Raw genomic sequence first — 21,771 nt, 5'->3', positions numbered from 1 at the left:
CGCGTCAGGAACGTGGTGCCGGTGCCAAACTGGACCGTTGAGAAGAGAACATGGCGTGTGCCGGACCGAGGGAGCTCCAGTGCCAAGCCTACGTGACGGCGGGTCCCGGTGGAAGAAATGGCTTCCGGACGACGGACCCGGTGGAGACACCCTGGCTCGGTGGGCGCTGCTCGCGACCGGTATCGGCGCGGTCGCGGGGTTAGGCGCGGCGGGCCTGTTCGGGCTGCTGAAGCTCGGCACCCACTGGGTGCTCGGCGAACTCGGCGGCTACCACCCGTACCGTACGACGGCCGAGGGCGGCTTCGCCGTCGCGTCCTCCTTCGAACGCCCCTGGGCGGTGCCGCTGGTGGTCGCCGGGGGCGCCCTCGCCGCCGCGGCCCTGGTGCGCTGGCTGGCGCCCGAGGCGGGCGGGCACGGCACCGACGCGGCCATCGCCGCCGCGCACCACGCGCCGCTGGGGATGCGCGGCCGGGTGACGGTCGTGAAGATGGTCGCCTCCGCGCTGACCATCGGCTCCGGCGGTTCGGCCGGTACGGAGGGACCGGCCGCCCAGATCTCCGCCGCCTTCGGCTCGGTCTTCGCCCGCCGCGCCCGGCTGACCCCCGCCCAGGCCCGTACCGCCGTGGTGATCGGCCTGGCGGCCGGGGTCGGGGCCGTGTTCCGGGCGCCGCTGGGCGGGGCGCTGCTCGGGGCGGAGCTGCTGTACCGCAAGGACGCCGATGTGAGCGTCGTCCCCAAGGCGCTGCTCGCCTCCGCCGCCGGGTACGCGGCGTTCGGCGCCTGCTTCGGCTTCGGCCCGGTCTTCGGGGAGCACGCGGTGAGCGGCGCGACCGGCCTGGGCGACCTGCCGCTGCTGGTGGTGATCGGACTGCTGGCCGGGGGCGCCGGGCGGCTGTACGCGGCGGCCTTCTACTGGGTCCACGACCGGGTGGAGCCGCGCTCCCGTACGACCGTCCGCAAGCTGCTGTTCCCTGTCGCCGGGGGCCTCGCGGTCGGCTGCCTCGGCCTGCTCGTACCCGGCGTCCTGGGCACGGGGTACGGGCTGATGGAGGGCCAGATGGAGCGGGACGTCCTGCTCGGTCTCTCCCTCTGGGCCGTGCTGCTGGTGCCCCTCGCGAAGATCGTCGGCACCGCGCTCACCGTGGGCTCGGGCGCCTCGGGCGGCATCTTCGGTCCCGGGCTGGTGGTCGGCGCGGGTGTCGGGGCGGCGGTCTGGCGGCTGGCCGAACCGCTCGGGCTGGCGCCGCGGAGCCCGGCGATGTTCGTGATCGTGGGCATGGCCGCCTGCCTCGGCCCGGTGGTGCGGGCCCCGGTGGCGGTGCTGGTGATGGCCGTGGAGACCGGCGGCGACTCGGGGCTGCTGGGGCCCGGCGTCATCGGGGTGCTGAGCGCGGCGCTGGTGGTGGGCGGGGTGACGATCTACCGCAGCCAGCTGGACCGCCGGGCGGAGCCGACGGCGGTGATCCCGCCGGAGGACGCGCCCCCGGGGCCCGCGCCGGAACCGGTCGCCCCGGAACCGGTCGCCCCGGAAGCGGCCGCGCCAGAACCGGTCGCCCCGGTGCCCGTCAGGCGCCTTCGTCCTCGTCCTCCGGGGCGGGCCGGGCGGGGTCGCGCTCCCAGGTCATTTTGATCTTGAGGTGACCGTCCACCCCGGTCTTGGCGATCACCGCACCGGCCTGGGCGCTCAGCTTCACGCCGAACTCCAGCTCCACCGTCGACGGCGGCTGGGGCAACGTGCTGAGCTGGGCCAGCGCCCGCGCGGCCGCCTCCCGGACCCGGACGAACCCGGCGTCGAAGGTCGCGCTCGCGTCCGGGATCCCGTTCCGGCCCCCGGCGGCCAGCCGCACCCCCGGCTCGTCGTCGTCCACCTCGACGATCACGCTCGCCGTACCGTCGCCGAGCCGGAAACCCACCAGTTCCCCCATGGCGCCGTCAGCCGCCGGAGCCCGCGGCTGCCGAGGCCTGCGCGTTGCCGCGGGCCAGGATGCGGAGGAAGGTGTAGTCGGCCATGTCACGCCCGGCCTGGAGCGCCTGGGTGTCCGCCGTCGTCACCTTCTTCCCCGAGGTGAAGCCGGAGATCGTGAAGTACGCGTACCGCCCGATCGCGTTGGCCGAGGTGCGGCACGCGGTCTGGCGGCAGAACGACGGAACCCCGCTGCCCGGCAGCGACGCCACATTCGGCTTGTACCCGTTCTTCGCCTTCTCCGCGCCGGCCCGCCCGTCGAAGACGGCGACGCCGACGGTGGTCGCCACGCCGTCCCGGGAGAAGGTGGCGCGCAGCAGCTTGCGGCACCCGTTGCCGTTGAGGACCGACCCCAGGGCGCCCTGGGTGCCCGCGGCGCAGCTCGACGTGGAGCTGGTCGCCCCCCTCGCGTACGAGCGGCCCTCCTTGGCGGCCTCCTCGTCCGGGAAGAGCGTTTTGGCGCTGAGCGGCGCCTTGTCCCGCTTGGCGTCGGAGATGATGTCCAGCGGTTTGGGCGGCGCGGGCGGCGCGACATTGGAGAACGACGGCTCGGGCGACTCCGCCTCGCGCGGCAGCGTCGGCTGCGAGGGCAGATGGTTCGCCGAGTCGTCCGAGGAGCCGCCCTTGTCGTTGCTGCTGATCACGGCGGTGGCGACCATCGCCCCGACCGCCGCCGTCGCCAGCACCGCGCCCCCGATGAAGAGCCATCGTCGGCGACGGCCGCGCGTGGCGGTGTGATCTGCCATCGCGGCCCAGTCCGGTGTCTGCGACGACTGACGCGACTGAGGCTGCTGAGATCCCCCGGGCCCGTACGGCCCCCCTTGCCCAAAGCTCATGGCGCGCATCCTAATCCCGGCAGGTGACACCGGGGACCCGCCGGGGAGAGGGTGACGGCTGAGGGAGGCGTTTTGACCCCCGTGGGTGCGGGCCGGTATTCTGCCAGTTCGTTATGCGTATTGGCTTGCTCGTTCTCACGTGAGTGGCCGTTACGCCGGTTCACCGGGCCGATGACCAGCGGCAGGCACTCGGATGCGTCACCGATGTGCGGCCAGGGCTGTCGTGATCGTCCGGGTGGCCTTGTCAGGACCACACTCACTGAAGAAGCGAAGGCTACGACCGTGCGTACGTACAGCCCCAAGCCCGGCGACGTGCAGCGTCAGTGGCACGTCATCGACGCCACCGACGTTGTCCTCGGCCGTCTGGCTACCCAGGCCGCCACCCTTCTGCGGGGGAAGCACAAGCCGGTGTACGCGCCGCATGTCGACGCGGGTGACTTCGTCATCATCATCAACGCCGACAAGGTGCACCTCTCCGGCAACAAGCGGACCCAGAAGATGGCGTACCGCCACTCGGGCTACCCGGGTGGTCTGCGCTCCGTCCGTTACGACGAGCTGCTGGCCAAGAACCCCGAGAAGGCCGTCGAGAAGGCCATCAAGGGCATGATCCCCAAGAACACCCTGGGCCGTCAGATGCTCTCCAAGCTGAAGGTGTACTCGGGCGACCAGCACCCCCACGGTGCTCAGCAGCCGGTCCCGTTCGAGATCACCCAGGTCGCGCAGTAAGTCCGGCCACCCCCTAAGACGAAGAGAAGCTGAGGAGCATCGTGGCCGAGACCACCGCCGAGACCCCCATCGAGGTCGAGGAGTACACCACCGAGAGCGTCGAGACGGTCGAGTCGGAGTACACCTCCGAGTCGCTCGCCTCCCGTTTCGGTGACCCGCAGCCGGCCGCCGGCACCGGGCGCCGCAAGAACGCGATCGCCCGCGTCCGCATCGTGCCGGGCAGCGGCCAGTGGAAGATCAACGGTCGCACCCTTGAGGGGTACTTCCCCAACAAGGTGCACCAGCAGGAAGTCAACGAGCCCTTCAAGGTGCTCGAACTGGACGACCGCTACGACGTCATCGCCCGCATCTCGGGCGGCGGCGTCTCCGGTCAGGCCGGTGCGCTGCGCCTGGGCGTCGCCCGCGCGCTGAACGAGGCGGACGTGGACAACAACCGCGCCCCGCTCAAGAAGGCCGGATTCCTGACCCGTGACGACCGCGCCACCGAGCGCAAGAAGGCCGGTCTGAAGAAGGCCCGTAAGGCGCCGCAGTACAGCAAGCGTTAATCCGCTTCACCACGCGGTTCGGCGGCTTCCGCCGCTCGTCGACACGCCCCGGCGGCACCACCCGTGCCTCCGGGGCGTTCGGCTATCGCCACCAGGGGGCGTATACCTACAGGCAAGCGTCTATCAATCTCCACGCAAGCTTCTGCCCCCTCAGCTCGTAATCTCGGAGGACACCAGTGGGACGACTCTTCGGTACGGATGGTGTGCGCGGCGTCGCGAACGCCGACCTGACGGCTGAGATGGCGCTCGGCCTGTCGGTCGCGGCGGCGCACGTGCTCGCCGAGGTGGGGACCTTCGAGGGGCATCGGCCGGTGGCGGTGGTCGGGCGGGATCCGCGCGCGTCCGGGGAGTTCCTGGAGGCCGCCGTGGTGGCGGGCCTCGCCAGCGCGGGCGTGGACGTGCTGCGGGTGGGCGTACTCCCCACCCCCGCGGTGGCCCATCTGACCGGCTCGCTGGGCGCGGACCTCGGCGTGATGCTCTCCGCCAGCCACAACCCGATGCCCGACAACGGCATCAAGTTCTTCGCCCGAGGCGGCCACAAGCTCGCCGACGAGCTGGAGGACCGTATCGAGACCACCTACCGGTCCCACACCTCCGGTGAGCCGTGGGACCGGCCCACCGGCGCCGGGGTGGGCCGGGTGCGCGACTACGCGGAGGGCTTCGACAACTACGTCGCCCACCTCGTCGGCGTCCTCCCCAACCGCCTCGAAGGCCTCAAGGTCGTCATCGACGGCGCGCACGGCGCCGCCTCCCGGGTCTCCCCGGAGGCCTTCGCCCGCGCCGGGGCCCAGGTCGTGACCATCGGCGCCGAGCCGGACGGCCTCAACATCAACGCGGGCTGCGGCTCCACCCACCTGGCGACGCTCCAGGCCGCCGTCGTCGAGCACGGCGCCGACCTCGGCATCGCCCACGACGGCGACGCCGACCGCTGCCTGGCCGTCGACTCGGTCGGCCGCGAGGTCGACGGCGACCAGATCCTCGCCGTCCTCGCCCTCGCCATGCGCGAGGCGGGCACGCTGCGCGGGAACACCGTCGTCGGCACCGTCATGTCGAACCTCGGCTTCAAGCTCGCCATGCGGCGCGAGGGCGTCGAGCTGGTCCAGACGGCGGTCGGCGACCGCTACGTCCTGGAGGAGATGAAGGAGCACGGCTACGCCCTCGGCGGCGAGCAGTCCGGCCACGTCATCGCCCTCGACCACGCCACCACCGGCGACGGCACCCTCACCGGCCTGATGCTGGCCGCCCGCGTCGCCGCCACCGGCCGCACCCTGGCCGACCTCGCCGGGGTGATGGAGCGCCTGCCGCAGGTGCTGATCAACGTCCCGGACGTCGACAAGTCCCGCGTCACCAGCAGCGCCGACCTCGCCGCGGCCGTGTCCGAGGCCGAACGCGAGCTGGGCGAGACCGGCCGCGTCCTCCTCCGCTCCTCGGGCACCGAGCCCCTGGTCCGCGTGATGGTGGAAGCCGCCGACATCGACCAGGCCCGCTCGGTGGCGGGCCGCCTGGCCGACGCCGTGAAGTCGGCCCTGGGCTAGGCCTCTTCTTCCTCAAGCGCCGGAGGGGTTGGTTTTCCAGCCCAGACCAGGCAACTCAAGCCCCTCCGGCGATTGAGGAGCGGGGGTGCGGGGGCGGAGCCCCCGAACGGATCAGGCCCGGCGGGCCCACAGCCACCGCTGCACCAGCAGCGTCAGCGTCCCTGCCAGCACGATCCCCACCAGATTCAGCAGCAGCTGCACACTCGACCCCACCATCTGGTCGACATCCCCGTACCCCAGCGCCACCGCCGCATTGGCCGCCGCGGGCACCGTCGTCACCGAGATCGCCACGCCCACCAGCGCACCCGACTTCGCCGACGTCAGCGACAGCGTCCCCGCGATGCCCGCCAGCACGGCGACCACGAACGAGAACATGTCCGGCTTCCAGATGAAGTCCGTGTTCGGGCGGTCCGCGCTCAGCAGGTCCTTCGTGAACAGCCCGAAGGCGTCCATCAGCACGCTGAAGCCCGTCGTCAGCACCATCGCCACCAGGAACCCGACGATCAGCGCGAGCGCCGAGCGGATGGCCAGTCGCGGGGCGCGCCGGACCAGGGCGGTGCACAGCCCGGCCAGCGGGCCGAACTCCGGCCCGACGGCCATCGCGCCGACGATCAGGACCGCGTTGTCCAGCACCACACCACACGCCGCGATCATCGTCGCGAGGGCGAGAAAGGCGAGGTAGGTCACCGACAGGGTGGACTCCTCGTGGGTGGCGTCGGTCAGGTGCTCCCACAGCACCGCGTCCGCGCCCTCCCCCGGAGCGTCCTTCTCGGCCCGGTCGGCCCGCGCCGACAGCGACAGACCGATGTCGTCGACGGCGATCGAACCGGCCTCGTCGAGACCGAGCGCCCGCAGCTCGCGCAGCAGCCCGTCACCCGCCTCGCGCGCCACGTCGCACAGCACCACGTCCCCGGCCGGATCGCGCGCCGCACCGGGCAGGACGATCAGGTGGGCGGTGCCCACGGTGCCCTCCAGGAGGCGTACCACCGCGTCCGTACGGTCGTCCGGGACGATCAGCCGCAGATGCAGCACGACGAAGCTCCTTACAGCTCGCTACAGCTTGCGCAGGGAGAGCCGCTGCACCTTGTGGTCCGGGCCCTTGCGGAGCACGAGTGTCGCCCGCCCCCGCGTGGGCTGCACATTCTGCTGGAGGTTCGGCTTGTTGATGGTCCGCCAGATCATCCGGCCGTAGTCCAGCGCCTCGTCCTCGGAGACCTGGGTGTACTTGCGGAAGTACGAGGACGGGTCCTGGAACGCCGTCTGGCGCAGCTTCCGGAAGCGGTCGAGGTACCAGCGCTCGATGTCCGCCGTACGGGCGTCCACGTACACGCTGAAGTCGAAGAAGTCCGCGAGCCCGACCCGGGTCAGCCCGTCCTTGCCGGGCAGCGCGGGCTGGAGCACGTTCAGCCCCTCGACGATGAGGACGTCGGGCCGGTGCACCGTGAGCCGTTCGCCCGGCACGATGTCGTAGATCAGGTGCGAGTAGACCGGAGCCGAGACCTCCGCCTTGCCCGCCTTCACATCGGCGACGAACCGGGTCAGCGCGCGGCGGTCGTACGACTCGGGGAACCCTTTACGGGACATCAGCCCGCGCCGCCGCAGCTCGGCGTTGGGGTAGAGGAAACCGTCGGTGGTGACCAGCTCCACCCGTGGATGCTCCGGCCAGCGGGCCAGCAGCGCCTGCAGCAGCCGGGCCGTGGTCGACTTGCCGACCGCGACGCTGCCCGCCACGCCGATGACGAACGGGGTGCCGGTCTGCGGGCCCTGGCCGTTCTTGGCGTCGCCGAGGAAGGTGTTCAGCGCGCCGCGCAGGCTGCCGGTGGCGGCCACGTACAGGTTGAGCAGCCGGGACAGCGGCAGATAGACGTCCCGTACCTCGTCCAGGTCGATGACGTCGCCGAGGCCGCGCAGCCGCTCGACCTCGTCGGCGCTCAGCGGCAGCGGGGTCTTGTCCCGCAGCGCGCTCCACTCGGCGCGGGACAGGTCCACATACGGGGTCGCCTCGCCGCCCCGCCGCTGCGGTGCGCGCACGGGCCCGGTGCGCGCCTCGCGCGCGGTAGACGTGATCATCCCCTCATTGTCGTGCCCCGGCCCGCCGGAGGGATGGGCCGGGGGCGTGGAGTCGGTCACCCCGGCCGTGGTGTCGATCACCCCGGACCGTGGGGTCGATCACCCCCCGCAGCGCGCCTCCGCGCGGGGTTGCGCGCCTTATGCCCGTAAAAGGGAGGGCCGACGCGCGGGCGGTGGTCCGGCCCCGCACCGGTGGGTCGTACGCTGCACTGCATGTGCGGAATCGTTGGTTACGTGGGAGGGCAGTCCGCCCTCGATGTCGTCCTCGCCGGGCTCAAGCGGCTGGAGTACCGAGGCTATGACTCGGCCGGGGTCGCCGTTCTGGCCGACGGCGGGCTCGCCGCCGCCAAGAAGGCGGGCAAGCTCGCCAACCTGGAGAAGGAGCTGTCCGACCGGCCGCTGCCCAGTGGCAGCACCGGCATCGGCCACACCCGGTGGGCCACCCACGGCGGCCCGACCGACGCCAACGCCCATCCGCACCTGGACAACGCGGGCCGGGTGTCCGTCGTCCACAACGGCATCATCGAGAACTTCGCCTCCCTCCGCGCCGAGCTGGCCGACCGGGGCCATGAGCTGGCCTCCGAGACGGACACCGAGGTCGTCGCGCACCTGCTCGCCGAGTCCTTCTCCTCCTGCGGCGACCTCGCCGAGTCCATGCGCCAGGTGTGCCGCCGCCTGGAGGGCGCCTTCACCCTCGTCGCCGTGCACGCCGACGCGCCCGACGTGGTCGTGGGCGCGCGCCGCAACTCGCCGCTGGTCGTCGGCGTCGGCGAGGACGAGTCGTTCCTCGCCTCCGACGTGGCCGCGTTCATCGCCCACACCCGCGAGGCCATCGAGCTGGGCCAGGACCAGGTCGTCGAGGCCCGCCGCGACGGCGTCGTCGTCACCGACTTCGACGGCGCGCCCGCCGAGGTCCGCCCGTACCACGTCGACTGGGACGCCTCCGCCGCCGAGAAGGGCGGCTACGACTACTTCATGCTCAAGGAGATCGCCGAGCAGCCGAAGGCGGTCGCCGACACCCTCCTCGGCCGCATCGACCTGGCCGGAAACCTCTGCCTGGACGAGGTCCGCATCCCCGCCTCCGTGCTGCGCGAGGTCAGCAAGGTGGTCATCGTGGCGTGCGGTACGGCGTACCACGCCGGGATGATCGCCAAGTACGCCATCGAGCACTGGACCCGCATCCCCTGCGAGACCGAGCTGGCCAGCGAGTTCCGCTACCGGGACCCCATCCTCGACCAGCGCACCCTCGTCATCGCCATCTCGCAGTCCGGCGAGACCATGGACACCCTGATGGCGCTGCGGCACGCCCGTGAGCAGGGCGCCAAGGTGCTCGCCATCTGCAACACCAACGGCTCCACGATCCCGCGCGAGTCCGACGCCGTCCTGTACACCCACGCCGGGCCCGAGGTCGCCGTCGCCTCCACCAAGGCGTTCCTCACCCAGCTCGTCGCCTGCTACCTGGTGGCGCTGTATCTGGGTCAGGTGCGCGGCACCAAGTGGGGCGACGAGATCCTCTCCGTGATCCGCGAGCTGTCCGAGATCGCCACCCAGGTGGACGAGGTCTTGGAGACCATGGAGCCGGTACGGGAGCTGGCCCGCAGCCTGGCCTCGAAGAACACCGTCCTCTTCCTCGGCCGCCACGTCGGCTTCCCGGTCGCCCTGGAAGGCGCGCTCAAGCTCAAGGAACTCGCGTACATGCACGCCGAGGGCTTCGCGGCGGGCGAGCTGAAGCACGGGCCGATCGCGCTGATCGAGCAGGACGTGCCGGTGGTGGTCGTCGTGCCCTCTCCTCGCGGCCGCTCCGTCCTCCACGGCAAGATCGTCTCCAACATCCAGGAGATCCGGGCCCGTGGCGCCCGCACCATCGTGATCGCCGAGCGCGGCGACGAGGCGGTCGCCCCGTACGCCGACCACCTCATCGAGATCCCCGTCACCCCGACGCTGCTCCAGCCGCTGGTGGCCACCGTGCCGCTGCAGGTCTTCGCGTGCGAGCTGGCCACGGCCCGCGGCAACGAGGTCGACCAGCCGCGCAACCTGGCCAAGTCGGTCACCGTCGAGTGATCGTCGGTGTAGGCATCGACGTGGCGGCCGTCGACCGTTTCGCGGCCGCCCTGGAGCGTACGCCCGGCATGGCGTCGCGCCTGTTCGTCCCGGCCGAGCTGCTCCTGCCGAGCGGCGAACGCCGTGGCCCGGCCTCCCTCGCGGCCCGGTTCGCCGCGAAGGAGGCCCTGGCCAAGGCCCTGGGCGCCCCGGGCGGCCTGCGCTGGACGGACGCGGAGGTCCGTACGGAGCCGGGCGGCAAACCGTCCCTCGCGGTGCGCGGCACGGTGGCGGCGCGGGCGGATGAGCTGGGCGTACGGAGCTGGCACGTATCGCTGAGCCACGACGCGGGGGTGGCGTCGGCGGTGGTGATCGCGGAGGCGTGAGCTTGGTGGTGGGTACGGGGCGGGGGGTTGCGCCCCCGCCCCCTCCTGTCTCATCGGCGGCTCCCCGCCGGTGGTCCCGGTCTCGGTTTGCCCGGGGGCGTTGGCGGTCAGCCCGTGGAATGCGCTGGGCTCTTGGCTCGCAGCTCTGCCAAGCGCCGTTGATACAGCGGTCCGGCAACGTGCGCCGCTCGTGCCGGAGACGGGGCGGCCTCCTCAATGAGGTTATGTGCAACGGCCTTGAGGTGTGCCGACCAGGCCAACACATGCTGCTGAGCACTGCGGCCGCATTCTTGCGGTTCCCCCGGAAGACAGAGCGGAAGGTCCGCACTCAGCTTGTTCGCCGCGTGCCGTACATACCGGGCAATGGTGAGCCACTGATCCTCAGAACGGTGAACACTCCCCTGACCGTCCTGAAACCACTTACCGAAGTCGTCCCCGTGGTCGTCCATTTGTGCGCTCCTGCGGATCGCTGAGGGTCAAGCGGGTGCGGCGATCGTAGCCGCTTTCGCCGATGCCACTGCCTCTTTCGGGTCGCAGTGCCCCACAGAGGGGACGCACGGGCTGCACGGCCCGCACATCGGGAGGAACTGAGGGGGCGTGCACGACCGTGCGCCCTCTCCGTGTACCGCAGAGATGTCGGTCAGGACCTTGGCCATCTTCGCTCCGCCCCAGATGTCGGCGAGCGCGGTTTCGCGCACGTTGCCGATCGTGAGGAACCGCCCGAGGACGCACGGCCAGACGTCACCGTTGGGGGTGATCGCAAGCTTTTCGTGTGCGCAGTGCCCGCAGAGGTCTGTGATGGTGGGCGCGGCTCCTGCGCTGCCTCGGCCGAAGGCCCGGGTGCGGTCCCCGCCCACCGTTCCAATACCGAGGGCGATAAGGTCCCTTGCTGCCTCCTGTACACGCTGTCCTTCCCGCACCGCGACGATTCCGCCACGCAGCGGGATGTTCAGACTCAGCGCTTTTTCCACGTTCGCGCGCGTGCGCCGGTGAGAGCCGCGGAGGTTGGTCACCGCGTCGTGATCCTCTGCGGTGTCGGAGTAGTACGACGTTGCGAGTTTGACCCCGCAGGTCGTGAAGGCATCCCACAGCTCGTCCCTGATGTGGGTCATGTTGGAGAAGACCTCGACAGCCAGCCCGGACCCGCACGCGTACCGGATCAGATCCGACAACTTTGGGTGGAGGGTGGGTTCGCCACCGATAAACTGAACATCACGTGCACCCATGTCCGCGAGCTGGTCGATGACCTGCTTCCAGTCGTCCACGGTCATGGTGCCGTGCGTTCCCTGAGGGGATGAGTCGGCATAGCAGTGATCACAGAATTCGTTGCAGAACCCAGTGATCTCTAACCAGGCGAAATGCAGTCGGTTCCGGGCAGTGCTCATCGCGAGACTCCTCACGACTGGTTGGCCAGAATGCCCTATCAGATGAGCAGTCAACGGCTGAAGGAGAGCTCCACGCCATCAACTTGCACGAAATTGCACACGAGTTTCCGCAGGCGGTCTTGACGGCGTGCCCCGAAGGGAGAAGATGGGTGTGCAAGTCGGGGCAGATCGCGCACTGACGGAGGCTGACATGGCGCTACGGTTCGTCGGGATCGACCCGGAGACCGACCTCGACCACTGCCCAACCGTGTGGGCTGATGAGCAGTCGGGAGAGCTGGTCTTGCAAGGCTGGAAGGCGGGCCCCGAACTTCGGGCAGCCTGCGAGGCCAACACACGGGCCAACGGGCCGATCCCGGACAGCGAAGAAGTCATCAGGATTCCGGCGCGAATGGTGCCGATGATCAGGGAAGCGTGCGATGCAGTCGAGCATTCCGTCGTTCAGCAAGCTGCTCGGTGACACCAGAGAATGTGCCGTTCACCTGGAAATGCGGGACGACTACGGAAGTAACCCCAGGCTGGAAGCGTGGCAACGCGGGGAGCGTGTTGACTGGGGTGAACGTGAATCGTGGTGGCATCCTTTCCATCAGACCATTTCGGATGCCGTGACCCGTGGCGTAGTCGTTCGCCGTGCGCGTGTCGTGTCGGAGCCCGTCAGCGAGTACATCCGCTGGGAGCACTATGCGACACGAGCCAACATCATCGCTGGTGAAGAGGTGCGCTGGTTGCCGCGTAGGCAGGCGACGGATTTCCTCTTGCCCGCCAACGACTTCTGGCTGTTCGATGGAGACCTGCTCCGTGTTCACCACTTCGCGGGGGACGGCAGTCATGTCACGGATGAACTCAGTACCGATGCCGAGACACTGAAGCTGTGCGCTGCGGCGTTTGAGAGTGTTTGGCGGCGTGCGATACCGCACAGCGAATACCAGATGCAGGGATAGTCGGACAGCCAACTTATGTCGTCCCCTTCATCCAGGGCTCAAGAGGTCAGAGAAACCGTAGCTGGCCGATTGCGGGAAATGAGACTTGACGCAAGAATTACGGGACGTGAGTTGGCTGTTCGATGCAGTTGGAGCGAATCCAAGTCATCTCGAATCGAGAATGCCAAGACGGCGCCCAGTGACTCTGACGTGCGGGCATGGTGCGCAGCATGCGGTGTTCCGGGTCAGGCCGATGACCTGATTGTCGCAAATCGGCAAGCGGATTCCATGTACGTCCGGTGGAGGCGGTTGCAGCGAACGGGGTTGCGGCAACTTCAGGAATCTGGCGTACCTCTCTATGAACAGTCGCGCCAGTTTCACGTGTACTGCTCCAACGTAGTACCGGGCTTCTTTCAGGTGCCCGATTATGCAACAGCTCTGCTGGCCTCAATTGCGAAGTTCCGAGGAGCACCCGACGACGTAGCGGACGCTGTTGTTGCTCGCATGAACCGATCCCATGTCATCCGCAATGGCGATCATCGGTTCGCCGTGCTGATCGAGGAATCAGTATTGCGGTATCGGATTGGCAGTGCTGAAGTGATGATCGCACAGCTTGGCTATTTGCTGTCGGTGATGGCGCTCCCATCCGTCTCACTTGGCATTATTCCCTTCACGGCGCCCCGGACATCATGGCCGTTGGAAACGTTTACCATCTTTGATGGTGGGCGCGTGCACGTCGAAACGCTGTCGGCATCCATCAAGGAATCGGAGCCAAGTGAAGTGGCGCTCTATATCAAGGCGTTCGGAAACCTTAAGGACCTGGCTCTCTACGGCGCGGATGCCCGGTCGATCATCGCCTCTGCCATTGATGGCTTGACGTAGAAAAGGAGCGGCAAAGAGCTGGGTGTGGTCAGTAGCGTTGGAGCATGACTCTCCTGGGCTTCGACCGCTACCACGCCGAAATCGTGCGGCAGACCGACCTATTGAGAGCCCATCTGGCGGGCGCCGACCCGACCACCCCGGTGCCGACCTGCCCGGCCTGGAACCTCGGCCAGCTCGTCCGACACCTCGGCGGCGCCCACGGGTGGGCCGAGACGGCCGTACGCACCCGGGCGACCGACCCCGTCCCGGACGACCCGGTCAACGACGTCCCCCTCCGCACCGACGAGGACCCCGCCGCCCTGAGCACCCAACTCGGCGAGGGCGCCGCACGCCTGGCCGACGCCCTGCGCGCCGCCGGGCCCGACACCCCGGTGTGGACGCCCGGCCCCGGCGGAACGGCGATGTTCTGGGCGCGCCGGATGACCCACGAGACGCTGATCCACCGCGCCGACGCCGCGCTGGCGGTCGGTGCGGAGTTCAGCCTGTCCGAAGACGTCGCCCTGGACGCCCTGGACGAGTGGCTGACGTACAGCACACTCCCCGAGGCCTACGAGGGCGAACCGCCGCTATTCGGCACCCTTTGCTTGCAGGGCACCGACACCGGCTCCGCGTGGCTGGTCGATCTCACCGCCAACGCCCCCGTCGTCCGCCGCACCCCCGAGAAGGCCACCGTCGAGATCCGCGCCACCCTGACGGACCTGCTCCTGCTCGTATACCGCCGCCCAGCCCCCACCGCGAAGGTCACAGGCGACACGGCACTGCTCGACCTGTGGCTGACGCGCTCGGGATTGTGGCTTCAATGACAGCGTCCAAGGCCGCGATCGGACGGGACGAGCTCCGGGTGAAGATCGCCGTGCAGCGAGTGCGGCTGGGCGGCGAGGAATTCCGGGTGATCCGCCCGGCGGCACCGCTGAACAATGGGGCGCTGTACGCAACCGGCCGTCGCTACGAGCTGTACGTCGACCGGGCCGACGGTCGGCGCATCGGCACGCTGTGGCTACTGGCGGCGCGGTCCCCACGGTCGTTGGTCTACCTGCCCCTGCGCGCCACCCCGACCGCGCCCGGAATCGGCTGGCGGGACGAGAAGCCGCTCGATCTCGTGCTGTCCCACCGGTCGTTGCAGTTCCGCCCGTCCCGCTGGAAGCGGCTGCGCGAGCGCATCACGGCGGGAAACGCTCCCCGCGAGCTTCGGACCGCGAGCATGCCGGACAGCGACCTGGAACCCTGCCAAGAGGACCGCCTACGCCAGCACGTCCACGCCGAGACGCTGTTCCTGACGGGCACGACGAGGGCATTCCGCGAATCAGCCCGGCAGATCTTCGCCGTGACGAACGATGGCCCGCCCGCCGCCGCGACCCAGCTGTACCTCCCAGGCCCGGGCTGCAACTACCACGTCTGCCGGAGCCTGTACGTCTGGCAGAGTCCGCAGGCGCACGATGGGCAGGACCTCCACGTGACGTACGCGCCCCGCTGGGTGAAATGAGCGGCAGGTTCAGGGGCCGACGTACTCGTACACCCCACCCTGGGGGTGTCGCAGTACGGCACGGTGGCCGTTGGGGGTCGGAGCGCTCGGGGCCACCACCTCGGCGCCTCCCGCCACCGCTTCCTCCACCGCAGCGTCGAGGTCCGCCACCCCCAGCGTGGCCGCCACCCCGGCGACGCGCCGCACAGCCTCATCCGGCCCGCTGAACAGCAGGAACGGGCCGACGCTGGCCAGGGTGACCCCGGCGAAGGCGAAACGGGACGCGGTGCTCCCGGTGAGCTTCTCGTAGAACGGCACGGCCGCGTCCAGATCCTCGACACGCTGCCGCACGACCACTGATTCGATGGTCAAGGCCCCATCCCTCGTCGTCCGGTTTGCCTTGGATGCTCAGGCAAGACCTATGCCATCACCTGACCGGGCGCCTCGGCCACCCCCCGATGGGCGGCCCACCCCCGCGCGGCTGCGGCCATTGCTTCGAGCCAGGCCGCCTCCGGGTAGCGGTCGGCGCGTGACCGGTTCATGCGGAGGGTGGCAGCGGCGAAGGCGTCGATCGCGGAGGGGTCCGCGTTCGCCCACGCCGCACACCCGGCCGCCCATTCCTCGGCGGCCTCGGCGGTGTGCCCGGCCGCGATGAGCTGCACGACGAGGCATGCGGGGTCGATGAACCCGGCGCCCCGGGTCGGCCAGGACCAGTCCACGATCCATCGGCCGCGCTCCCCGAGGATCACGTTGCTGGGGTTGATGTCGGTGTGGAGCAGCGCGTCACCCCGGAACAGTTCAGCTTCGGCCTTCTCGGCCGCGAACCGATCCCAACGGGTCTCCGGCCAGTCTCGGGCGACCTCGGGGAGGTCCAAGTCGCCGAGCCGGTCCACGAGATCGACCACCGCAGGCAGATCGGGCGAGGCTGGTGTGAAGTCCGACCGGCGGGCGTCTACGACGTGGAAACCCAGGGCGAGCCACTCGTCGTCTTCCGCATGCCAGAGCAGAGTGGGGGACAGCGACTGCACGGCTGGGTTGATCAGTCGTTCCCGGATGAGTGAGGCACGGCGTCCCCCGGGACGGTTACGCATGGCCTTGACGAAGCAGGGGCCCTTCTCGCACTCGATCACGGCTGTCAGATCGGAGCCGAAACCCCCTGCGGTGCGCTGCGCCTCAGCCAGGACGCCCGTGTGGGGGCGGATCAGTGCCCAGAACTCGGGCCCTGGCAGTTCACGCTTCATCGCCGTCAGTTCCTTGGTACGCATTCGCTTCTCGGGCATCCGGGAGATACGGACCTGCTCCGCTCGACCTGTGGCTGAGGCGCTGGGGATTCTGGCTGCAGTAGCGTCGGGTCAGCTCAGGTCGAGAACCATCACGTCGTGCAGGTCGGCTCCGTCCCACGGGTGCGCGTCGCCCACCTTGCGGTAGCCCCACGACCGGTAGGCCGCCTGCGCGGCCTCGACATCCGGCCGGGCGTTGAGCAGCACGCGTTCCTCGGCGCCGTCGGCAAGGACCGCCTCATGCAGCCGACGCGCCACGCCCATGCGGCGCCACGGCGCACGTACGGCCAGCTCCATCAGCCCGAACGTCCGCTGCCCGTCCTCGCGGCGCGCCTCGTCACTCACCGGCACGATGAGCCGGTCCCACCAGCCGGTCTGGGGGCTCAGCGGATAGCCATACGCGATACCGACCGGCTCACCGTCGCCCGTACGGGCGAGGGCTCCCCGAAAGGTGGCCTTGCGGACCTGCGAACGGAACCGCCGGAAGTTCGACTCGACCGAGTCTGAGGTCTTGTCGTACGGCGGCTCGGCGAACGCCTCGGTGTAGACGAGGGTGAAGGCCTCTTCGGCCCGCGCCGCCGCCGCGCCGTCCATACGCTCAACAGTGATCATCAGCGGTCCCTCTCTCGCGTCGCCTCACGAATGCGCTCGACCACGTCACGCGCGGCAGGGGCATCGACGCGTACGGCAGAACGCCCGAAGTCCCGTAGACGGCTCCGCAGCCTTGCCGAAGACACACCGCCGCAGGCATCGAGTACGCCCGTCATCTCGTGGCACGCCTCCTCGACCTCGCTGGCATGGAGCAGCGTCTGCGCGAGACGGGCACGGTACCAAGCGGTGTTACGGGTGTAACCACCGCCGAGCCCGGCGACCGCGGAGCGCAGGAAGGGCACGGCTCGCGCGGGCTGACCCTCCGTGGCGTAGTAGCCCGCCGTCGCGTAGTCCACCTCAACGGGACCGGCGAACCGTGCCCACCTCGGTACGTCCGCATCGGTGTCCGTGCGCCCCTGGTAGGACACGGCGCGGCTCAACGCGCGACGCGCTCCGGGCAGATCGCCCGCCTGCCCTGCCGCGCTGGCCTCGCGGAGCGAGATCACCAGGTGCACCGTGGGCCCCGCGCCCGCCTGATGCGCGAGACGGTAAGCGCCCTCGATGGCCGACGCCGCCTCCCACATGCGGCCCGCGTCGACGGACAGCAGGGAGAGCGTGTTGAGCGCACGCACCTGCAACAGCGGATCGTCGATGAGCTGCGCCGCCGTCATAGCTTCCATGCAGGCAGCACGGGCTTCTTCTGGCGGTCCGCCGTCGTATCCGAACCATGCCCGGTGACAGGCGATTTCGCAGACCATCGTCTGAAGGTCACGACCGACTCGGCTCGTGTAGACGCTGCCGCTCAGGGCGCGCGTAACGCGCTGTTCAAGCTGCTGGGCCCGCGCCTTCGCGGGAATTCCGCCGGAACGGTGATCGACCGCGTAGAGGTCGACCAGCCCCGCGCGGAACGCCGCCACATCACTGGCCCCGATGCGGGGGCCATGCCGGTTCGGGAGGATCGCCGCTGCGGCGATCGCCCCGGACCCGGTGACGAATGCTCGACGTCTCACCTCTTCATCGTCGCCGATCCCTCCGGCAAACGTACGCCGGTGCGAGGGAACATCGAATCCCATATCGGCGAGCGGAAGCCCGAACATCGCCTCAAGCACGGCCTGTTGACCCGGGTGCGGTAACGGCGGAGGCGACTCGCTCTCCCACCGCCGGAGCTGGCGGACGCTCACCGAGGCATCGATACACAACCGGGCGGCCTCGCGGGTGAATTCCGCGACGAACGTCACCTGGGTATATCCCGCGCCCTTGCGTAACCCCGCGAGCACGCCACCGTCCGCCATCAACGTCTCCCCACGCACATGACCGTCTACTCAGCGTAGCGAAACGTCCGCCCAAACGTCCGGTCGTCAGCGACCTTCGCCTCCCAAGGAAGCGCTGCACTGGTGGGGTACACGCGAGACCCAGCCAATGGGAGCTGACGATGACCGGCCTACGCCTGCTGCCCTGGTCCGACCCGGAGGGCAGGCCCTGTTATCTGTCGTCGGACAACGACAACAGTCCCCTCAACCGACGGGCCGACGAGATCGAGGCACTTCAACTGTCCATGGGCACGCAACTCCTCGGCCACGCCCGCTCACTACTGGACGAGCGCAAGGCGGACGCGCAAGAACTCCGCTTCCTCTCGGAGCGGCTGTGCGAGGCGCTGCGCGACGTGCTGCGGGTGGCGGAGAGCAGAGGCGAACGACTCCCCGACCCCGACGAGGACGGGGATCTCCCCTGAAGGCACACACACCGACTCCCGAAGGGACGCCTCATGACATCCGCGGCCATCGAACTCCGGCACTTCCGCGACGTGGAGCCGGTATGGGACACGCTGATCTCCGTCTACGCCGAGGTGCGGGCCGACCGGCTGCACGAAAGGTCCACCGGCTGTACGCGTCATGGGGATACGAGGACATCGGGGAGAGTCAGCCGCCGGATTCGGCGGTACTGATGGCCATGGTGCGGCCGACACGGTGACGAAAGGGGCAGGGATGTCGCGGGCCGAGGGTGCGCGGGTGTTTCGGGAGGCGTGGATCGCGGGTGTGCGGCGGCACTTTCCCGGGGAGCCCAAGGCGGGCTATGTGACGCCCTGGGAGGGCACGCCGGAGTGGGAGCGGGCGGCTGCCGGGGCGGTGTACGAGCAGGTGCGGCAGTTTCTGCAACTGAGTGAGGGGCACGCGGGGCGGCTCACGCGGGAGCAGAAGGGGCGGTTCGTCGCGACGTGCTGGACCGCGCAGATGTACCGGCACTTCGAGGATCCCAAGCCCGGCTACGTCGCCGACTGGCCCGATCTCCCCGACTGGCAGCGGGAGACGGGCGCGGACATCTTCGAGGCGATCGAGAAGGACGCCAGCTGACGCCCGTCCCCGTACGGGAGCCGTTGCCTGCCCGGTCGGGTTTCGTTGCCGGGTGCGGGCCGGTGGGTGGGCACAACCCCGGCGCCTGCCACCTGGCACTGCCCACCCTCAGCCCAGCACGTCCCGCCACGCGTCCGGGACCGCCGCTGCCACGTCGTACGCCGCGATCGGCGCGCCCGCCGGGGCCGTGGTGCGGCGGGCGGCCAGGCCGTGGAGGTAGGCGCCGACCGAGGCGGCGTCGCGGGCCGGGAGGCCGGTGGCGAGGAGGGAGCCGGTGAGGCCGGAGAGGACGTCGCCGCTGCCCGCGGTGGCGAGCCAGCCGGTGCCGGTGGGGTTGACGCGCACCGGGTGGCCGGGGGAGGTGATCAGGGTGGTGGAGCCCTTGAGCAGCACGGTGGCGCCGTACTTGTCGGCCAGGGCCCGTACGGCGGCCAGCCGCCCGGACTCGACCTCCACGCGGCTCACCCCGAGCAGCGCGGCCGCCTCGCCCGCGTGCGGGGTGAGGACGGTGGCGGCGGTGCGGCCGTGGAGGCCGCCGGAGGGGAGGAGGTGGAGGCCGTCGGCGTCGACGAGGACGGGGATGTCGGAGCCGAGGACGTCGTCCAGGGAGTGCCGGGCGGCGGCGCCGTCGCCGAGGCCGGGGCCGACGACCCAGGACTGGACGCGGCCCGCCTTGGCCGGGGGGCCGGTGTGGACGAGGGTTTCGGGGAAGCGCGCGATGACGGTGTCGGCGCCCGGGCCGACGTACCGTACGGCACCGGCGCCGCCCCGCAGGGCGCCCGCGACGGCGAGGACCGCGGCGCCCGGGTAGCGGGCGGAGCCCGCGACGACGCCGACGACGCCGCGCCGGTACTTGTCGCTCTCGGCGGTGGGGCGGGGGAGGAGGGCGGCCACGTCGTCGTGCTGGAGGGCTTCCGCGTCCGGGGCGGCCGGGAGGTACGGGGTGAGGCCGATGTCGACCAGGCGGAGGGCGCCCGCGTGCTCGTGGGCGGGGTCGATGAGCAGGCCGGGCTTGTACGTACCGAAGGTGACGGTGGCGTCGGCGCGCACCGCGGCCCCCCGCACCTCGCCCGTGTCGGCGTCGACGCCGCTGGGGAGGTCGACGGCGACGATCGGGCAGCGGACGTGCGCGAGCAGCCGCTCGGCCTCCTCCCTCAGGCCGCCCTTGCCGCCGATTCCCACGATGCCGTCGAGGACGAGATCGGCGCGCGCGAGGGCGGCCTCACCGGACGCGGCGGTCACCACGCGGCCGCCCGCCGCGCGCAGGGCGCGCAGGCCGCCGGGGTGGGCGCGGTCGGGGGCGAGCAGCACGGCGGTGACCCCGGCGCCGCGCCGGGCGAGCCGGGCACCGGCGTAGAGCGCGTCGCCGCCGTTGTCGCCGCTGCCGGTCAGCAGGGCGACGCGGGCCCCGTAGACGCGGTGCAGCAGGTCGGCGCAGGCGGCGGCGAGCCCGGCCGCGGCGCGCTGCATCAGTGTTCCTTCGGGCAGCCGCGCCATCAGGTCCTGTTCAGCGGCCCGCACGGTCTCGACGCTGTAGGCGATCCTCATGGCCATAGTCTCCCGAACGGAGGGCACTCCTGGCTTGGAAGCACACATTCCGGTCTGTGGATCGGATTGGGACACGGACCCTGAGACACTGACGGAGATGGACGAGACACCGATGCGCGCCCGCGCCGTGGTCGATCTGACCGCATTGCGGGACAACGTGAGGGCGCTGCGCGAAGCGGCGCCCACCGCCGAGCTGATGGCCGTGGTCAAGTCGGACGGCTATGGCCACGGCGCGGTCCCGTGCGCGCGCGCCGCCCGTGCGGCGGGCGCGGGCTGGCTGGGCACGGCCACGCCCGAGGAGGCCCTCGCGCTGCGCGCGGCGGGCGACCAGGGCCGCCTGATGTGCTGGCTGTGGACGCCCGGCGGGCCGTGGCGGCAGGCGATCGAGGCGGACATCGACGTGTCGGCCAGCGGGGCGTGGGCGCTGCGCGAGGCCGTCGCGGCGGCGCGCGCCTGCGGGCGCGTCGCGCGCGTCCAGCTCAAGGCCGACACCGGGCTCGGCCGCAACGGCTGCCCGCCCGCCGACTGGCCCGACCTCATCGCCGAGGCCCGGGCCGCCGAGGCGGAGGGCGCGGCGAAGGTGACCGGGCTGTGGTCGCACTTCGCGTGCGCGGACGAGCCGGGCCACCCGTCGATCGCCGCCCAGCTGACCGTCTTCCGCGAGATGCTGGACCAGGCGGAGCGGGCGGGGCTGCGCCCGGAGGTGCGCCATCTGGCGAACTCCCCGGCGACCCTGACCCTCCCCGAGTCGCATTTCGACCTGGTACGGACCGGAATCGCCCTGTACGGGATCTCGCCGAGCCCGGAGCTGGGCGTGCCCGCCGACTTCGGGCTGCGCCCGGTGATGACGCTGAAGGCTTCGCTGGCCGCGGTGAAGCGGGTGCCGGGCGGCCATGGCGTCTCGTACGGGCACCGGTACGTCACCCCGGGGGAGACCACCCTCGCGCTGGTGCCGCTCGGCTACGGTGACGGGATTCCGCGGCACGCCTCGGGCACAGGGCCGGTGCTGGTCGCGGGGAAGTGGCGGACCATCGCGGGCACCGTGGCCATGGATCAGTTCGTGGTCGACCTCGGCGGCGACAGCGCGGAGCCGGGGGACGAGGCGGTGCTGTTCGGCCCCGGCGACCGCGGGGAGCCGACCGCGGAGGACTGGGCGCGGGCCGTGGGGTCGATCGCGTATGAGATCGTCACCCGGATCAGCGCCCGGGTTCCCCGCGTTTATGTAGGTGACCTCGGGGGCACAGGGATCTGACC

General features: G+C 70.5%; 25 protein-coding genes and 1 pseudogene. 16 read left to right on the top strand and 10 right to left on the bottom strand.

All coding sequences use genetic code 11. The annotated features are described in order from the left end of the window. Positions 1–79 precede the first annotated feature (79 nt). Positions 80–1,630, top strand: a complete 1,551-nt coding sequence (locus tag ACWC5C_RS13090) for a chloride channel protein (protein WP_450875502.1) — start codon at positions 80–82, stop codon at positions 1,628–1,630. Here ACWC5C_RS13090 and ACWC5C_RS13085 read toward each other — a convergent pair. Both ACWC5C_RS13085 and ACWC5C_RS13080 read right to left on the bottom strand, forming a co-directional pair. Further along, positions 1,566–1,925, bottom strand: a complete 360-nt coding sequence (locus ACWC5C_RS13085; RefSeq protein ID WP_450875501.1) for a CU044_2847 family protein — start codon at positions 1,923–1,925, stop codon at positions 1,566–1,568. The genes ACWC5C_RS13090 and ACWC5C_RS13085 overlap by 65 nt on opposite strands. 7 nt (positions 1,926–1,932) lie before the next feature. Next, on the bottom strand, positions 1,933–2,799 hold the full coding sequence (locus ACWC5C_RS13080) for a hypothetical protein (protein ID WP_450875500.1): 867 nt from the start codon (positions 2,797–2,799) through the stop codon (positions 1,933–1,935). A 282-nt stretch (positions 2,800–3,081) separates the two neighbouring features. On the opposite strand from ACWC5C_RS13080, the gene rplM reads away from it, so the two are divergent. From rplM to glmM, 3 genes are all read left to right on the top strand, one after another. Beyond that, positions 3,082–3,525 (top strand): 50S ribosomal protein L13, encoded by a 444-nt coding sequence (rplM, locus tag ACWC5C_RS13075; protein ID WP_385446575.1) that lies wholly within the window; start codon positions 3,082–3,084, stop codon positions 3,523–3,525. A 41-nt stretch (positions 3,526–3,566) separates the two neighbouring features. Beyond that, on the top strand, positions 3,567–4,070 hold the full coding sequence (gene rpsI / locus ACWC5C_RS13070) for a 30S ribosomal protein S9 (protein WP_385446576.1): 504 nt from the start codon (positions 3,567–3,569) through the stop codon (positions 4,068–4,070). A 176-nt stretch (positions 4,071–4,246) separates the two neighbouring features. Next, on the top strand, positions 4,247–5,605 hold the full coding sequence (gene glmM, locus ACWC5C_RS13065) for a phosphoglucosamine mutase (protein WP_450875499.1): 1,359 nt from the start codon (positions 4,247–4,249) through the stop codon (positions 5,603–5,605). A gap of 111 nt (positions 5,606–5,716) precedes the next feature. Here the strand turns inward: glmM and ACWC5C_RS13060 are convergent, their stop codons facing one another. After that, complete coding sequence (locus ACWC5C_RS13060) at positions 5,717–6,637, bottom strand: TIGR00341 family protein (RefSeq protein ID WP_450875498.1); 921 nt, start codon at positions 6,635–6,637, stop codon at positions 5,717–5,719. A gap of 21 nt (positions 6,638–6,658) precedes the next feature. Next, complete coding sequence (gene coaA, locus ACWC5C_RS13055) at positions 6,659–7,675, bottom strand: type I pantothenate kinase (RefSeq protein WP_450875497.1); 1,017 nt, start codon at positions 7,673–7,675, stop codon at positions 6,659–6,661. A 213-nt stretch (positions 7,676–7,888) separates the two neighbouring features. On the opposite strand from coaA, the gene glmS reads away from it, so the two are divergent. Then, positions 7,889–9,736, top strand: a complete 1,848-nt coding sequence (glmS, locus tag ACWC5C_RS13050) for a glutamine--fructose-6-phosphate transaminase (isomerizing) (RefSeq protein ID WP_450875496.1) — start codon at positions 7,889–7,891, stop codon at positions 9,734–9,736. Next, a complete protein-coding gene (locus tag ACWC5C_RS13045) occupies positions 9,733–10,101 on the top strand; it encodes a holo-ACP synthase (RefSeq protein ID WP_450875495.1) in 369 nt (122 codons plus the stop codon). The genes glmS and ACWC5C_RS13045 overlap by 4 nt, the downstream gene beginning before the upstream one ends. Before the next feature lie 476 nt (positions 10,102–10,577). On the opposite strand, the gene ACWC5C_RS13040 is transcribed toward ACWC5C_RS13045, so the two are convergent. Next, the gene (locus ACWC5C_RS13040; protein WP_450875494.1) at positions 10,578–11,486 is read right to left on the bottom strand and encodes a radical SAM protein; all 909 of its coding nucleotides are present in this window, start codon (positions 11,484–11,486) and stop codon (positions 10,578–10,580) included. Positions 11,487–11,676: 190 nt separating this feature from the next. Here ACWC5C_RS13040 and ACWC5C_RS13035 point away from each other — a divergent pair, with 190 nt between their 5' ends. From ACWC5C_RS13035 to ACWC5C_RS13010, 6 genes and pseudogenes are all read left to right on the top strand, one after another. Continuing rightward, positions 11,677–11,943: a hypothetical protein gene (locus tag ACWC5C_RS13035; protein WP_450875493.1), complete on the top strand. Its 267-nt coding sequence runs from the start codon at positions 11,677–11,679 to the stop codon at positions 11,941–11,943. After that, a complete protein-coding gene (locus tag ACWC5C_RS13030) occupies positions 11,903–12,424 on the top strand; it encodes a DUF6879 family protein (RefSeq protein WP_450875492.1) in 522 nt (173 codons plus the stop codon). The genes ACWC5C_RS13035 and ACWC5C_RS13030 overlap by 41 nt, the downstream gene beginning before the upstream one ends. Before the next feature lie 15 nt (positions 12,425–12,439). Next, positions 12,440–12,640 (top strand): annotated as a pseudogene (locus ACWC5C_RS13025) (helix-turn-helix domain-containing protein); the annotation flags it as partial. Between the two features lie 72 nt (positions 12,641–12,712). Continuing rightward, positions 12,713–13,285, top strand: coding sequence for a DUF5753 domain-containing protein (locus tag ACWC5C_RS13020; RefSeq protein WP_450875561.1), 573 nt, complete (start codon positions 12,713–12,715; stop codon positions 13,283–13,285). A gap of 44 nt (positions 13,286–13,329) precedes the next feature. Beyond that, positions 13,330–14,088 (top strand): maleylpyruvate isomerase family mycothiol-dependent enzyme, encoded by a 759-nt coding sequence (locus ACWC5C_RS13015; RefSeq protein WP_450875491.1) that lies wholly within the window; start codon positions 13,330–13,332, stop codon positions 14,086–14,088. Then, positions 14,085–14,768 carry a hypothetical protein gene (locus ACWC5C_RS13010; protein ID WP_450875490.1) on the top strand — a complete coding sequence of 228 codons (684 nt, stop codon included), beginning with the start codon at positions 14,085–14,087 and terminating at the stop codon, positions 14,766–14,768. Before ACWC5C_RS13015 ends, ACWC5C_RS13010 begins: the two co-directional genes overlap by 4 nt. Positions 14,769–14,777: 9 nt before the next feature. Here ACWC5C_RS13010 and ACWC5C_RS13005 read toward each other — a convergent pair whose 3' ends face one another. The 4 genes from ACWC5C_RS13005 to ACWC5C_RS12990 form a co-directional block, all read right to left on the bottom strand. Further along, a complete protein-coding gene (locus ACWC5C_RS13005) occupies positions 14,778–15,119 on the bottom strand; it encodes a VOC family protein (RefSeq protein ID WP_450875489.1) in 342 nt (113 codons plus the stop codon). Between the two features lie 47 nt (positions 15,120–15,166). Beyond that, positions 15,167–16,027, bottom strand: a complete 861-nt coding sequence (locus ACWC5C_RS13000) for a phosphotransferase (RefSeq protein ID WP_450875488.1) — start codon at positions 16,025–16,027, stop codon at positions 15,167–15,169. 72 nt (positions 16,028–16,099) lie between these two features. Next, positions 16,100–16,639 carry a GNAT family N-acetyltransferase gene (locus tag ACWC5C_RS12995; protein ID WP_450875487.1) on the bottom strand — a complete coding sequence of 180 codons (540 nt, stop codon included), beginning with the start codon at positions 16,637–16,639 and terminating at the stop codon, positions 16,100–16,102. Further along, the gene (locus tag ACWC5C_RS12990) at positions 16,639–17,910 is read right to left on the bottom strand and encodes a hypothetical protein (RefSeq protein WP_450875486.1); all 1,272 of its coding nucleotides are present in this window, start codon (positions 17,908–17,910) and stop codon (positions 16,639–16,641) included. The genes ACWC5C_RS12995 and ACWC5C_RS12990 overlap by 1 nt, the downstream gene beginning before the upstream one ends. A gap of 140 nt (positions 17,911–18,050) precedes the next feature. Here ACWC5C_RS12990 and ACWC5C_RS12985 point away from each other — a divergent pair, with 140 nt between their 5' ends. Genes ACWC5C_RS12985 through ACWC5C_RS12975 form a run of 3 tightly spaced genes read left to right on the top strand, consistent with a single transcriptional unit; the run spans position 18,051 to position 18,969 of the window. Then, positions 18,051–18,350 (top strand): hypothetical protein, encoded by a 300-nt coding sequence (locus tag ACWC5C_RS12985; protein ID WP_450875485.1) that lies wholly within the window; start codon positions 18,051–18,053, stop codon positions 18,348–18,350. 33 nt (positions 18,351–18,383) lie between these two features. Next, positions 18,384–18,563, top strand: coding sequence for a hypothetical protein (locus ACWC5C_RS12980; protein WP_450875484.1), 180 nt, complete (start codon positions 18,384–18,386; stop codon positions 18,561–18,563). Between the two features lie 40 nt (positions 18,564–18,603). Then, positions 18,604–18,969 (top strand): hypothetical protein, encoded by a 366-nt coding sequence (locus ACWC5C_RS12975; protein WP_450875483.1) that lies wholly within the window; start codon positions 18,604–18,606, stop codon positions 18,967–18,969. A 108-nt stretch (positions 18,970–19,077) separates the two neighbouring features. On the opposite strand, the gene ACWC5C_RS12970 is transcribed toward ACWC5C_RS12975, so the two are convergent. Beyond that, positions 19,078–20,517: an NAD(P)H-hydrate dehydratase gene (locus ACWC5C_RS12970; protein ID WP_450875482.1), complete on the bottom strand. Its 1,440-nt coding sequence runs from the start codon at positions 20,515–20,517 to the stop codon at positions 19,078–19,080. Positions 20,518–20,614: 97 nt separating this feature from the next. Between ACWC5C_RS12970 and alr the strand changes: the two genes are divergently transcribed. Next, the gene (gene alr, locus ACWC5C_RS12965; RefSeq protein ID WP_450875481.1) at positions 20,615–21,769 is read left to right on the top strand and encodes an alanine racemase; all 1,155 of its coding nucleotides are present in this window, start codon (positions 20,615–20,617) and stop codon (positions 21,767–21,769) included. The last annotated feature ends 2 nt before the right edge of the window (positions 21,770–21,771 follow it).

This window comes from Streptomyces sp. NPDC001700 (assembly GCF_053596435.1).
Note: the sequence above shows the minus strand (reverse complement) of the source record. Positions and strands in the feature narration are given on the sequence as shown.

Excerpts from the sequence above, each read along its gene's own strand:
- ACWC5C_RS12990 (WP_450875486.1), bottom strand. The coding sequence starts at position 17,910 with ATGGCGGACGGTGGCGTGCTCGCGGGGTTACGCAAGGGCGCGGGATAT.
- ACWC5C_RS12975 (WP_450875483.1), top strand. The coding sequence starts at position 18,604 with ATGTCGCGGGCCGAGGGTGCGCGGGTGTTTCGGGAGGCGTGGATCGCG.
- ACWC5C_RS13080 (WP_450875500.1), bottom strand. The coding sequence starts at position 2,799 with ATGAGCTTTGGGCAAGGGGGGCCGTACGGGCCCGGGGGATCTCAGCAG.
- ACWC5C_RS12985 (WP_450875485.1), top strand. The coding sequence starts at position 18,051 with ATGACCGGCCTACGCCTGCTGCCCTGGTCCGACCCGGAGGGCAGGCCC.
- ACWC5C_RS12980 (WP_450875484.1), top strand. The coding sequence starts at position 18,384 with ATGACATCCGCGGCCATCGAACTCCGGCACTTCCGCGACGTGGAGCCG.
- alr (WP_450875481.1), top strand. The coding sequence starts at position 20,615 with ATGGACGAGACACCGATGCGCGCCCGCGCCGTGGTCGATCTGACCGCA.
- ACWC5C_RS13030 (WP_450875492.1), top strand. The coding sequence starts at position 11,903 with ATGCAGTCGAGCATTCCGTCGTTCAGCAAGCTGCTCGGTGACACCAGA.
- coaA (WP_450875497.1), bottom strand. The coding sequence starts at position 7,675 with ATGATCACGTCTACCGCGCGCGAGGCGCGCACCGGGCCCGTGCGCGCA.
- ACWC5C_RS13010 (WP_450875490.1), top strand. The coding sequence starts at position 14,085 with ATGACAGCGTCCAAGGCCGCGATCGGACGGGACGAGCTCCGGGTGAAG.
- glmS (WP_450875496.1), top strand. The coding sequence starts at position 7,889 with ATGTGCGGAATCGTTGGTTACGTGGGAGGGCAGTCCGCCCTCGATGTC.
- ACWC5C_RS13040 (WP_450875494.1), bottom strand. The coding sequence starts at position 11,486 with ATGAGCACTGCCCGGAACCGACTGCATTTCGCCTGGTTAGAGATCACT.
- ACWC5C_RS13015 (WP_450875491.1), top strand. The coding sequence starts at position 13,330 with ATGACTCTCCTGGGCTTCGACCGCTACCACGCCGAAATCGTGCGGCAG.
- ACWC5C_RS13035 (WP_450875493.1), top strand. The coding sequence starts at position 11,677 with ATGGCGCTACGGTTCGTCGGGATCGACCCGGAGACCGACCTCGACCAC.
- ACWC5C_RS13000 (WP_450875488.1), bottom strand. The coding sequence starts at position 16,027 with ATGCCCGAGAAGCGAATGCGTACCAAGGAACTGACGGCGATGAAGCGT.
- ACWC5C_RS12970 (WP_450875482.1), bottom strand. The coding sequence starts at position 20,517 with ATGAGGATCGCCTACAGCGTCGAGACCGTGCGGGCCGCTGAACAGGAC.
- ACWC5C_RS13085 (WP_450875501.1), bottom strand. The coding sequence starts at position 1,925 with ATGGGGGAACTGGTGGGTTTCCGGCTCGGCGACGGTACGGCGAGCGTG.
- ACWC5C_RS12995 (WP_450875487.1), bottom strand. The coding sequence starts at position 16,639 with ATGATCACTGTTGAGCGTATGGACGGCGCGGCGGCGGCGCGGGCCGAA.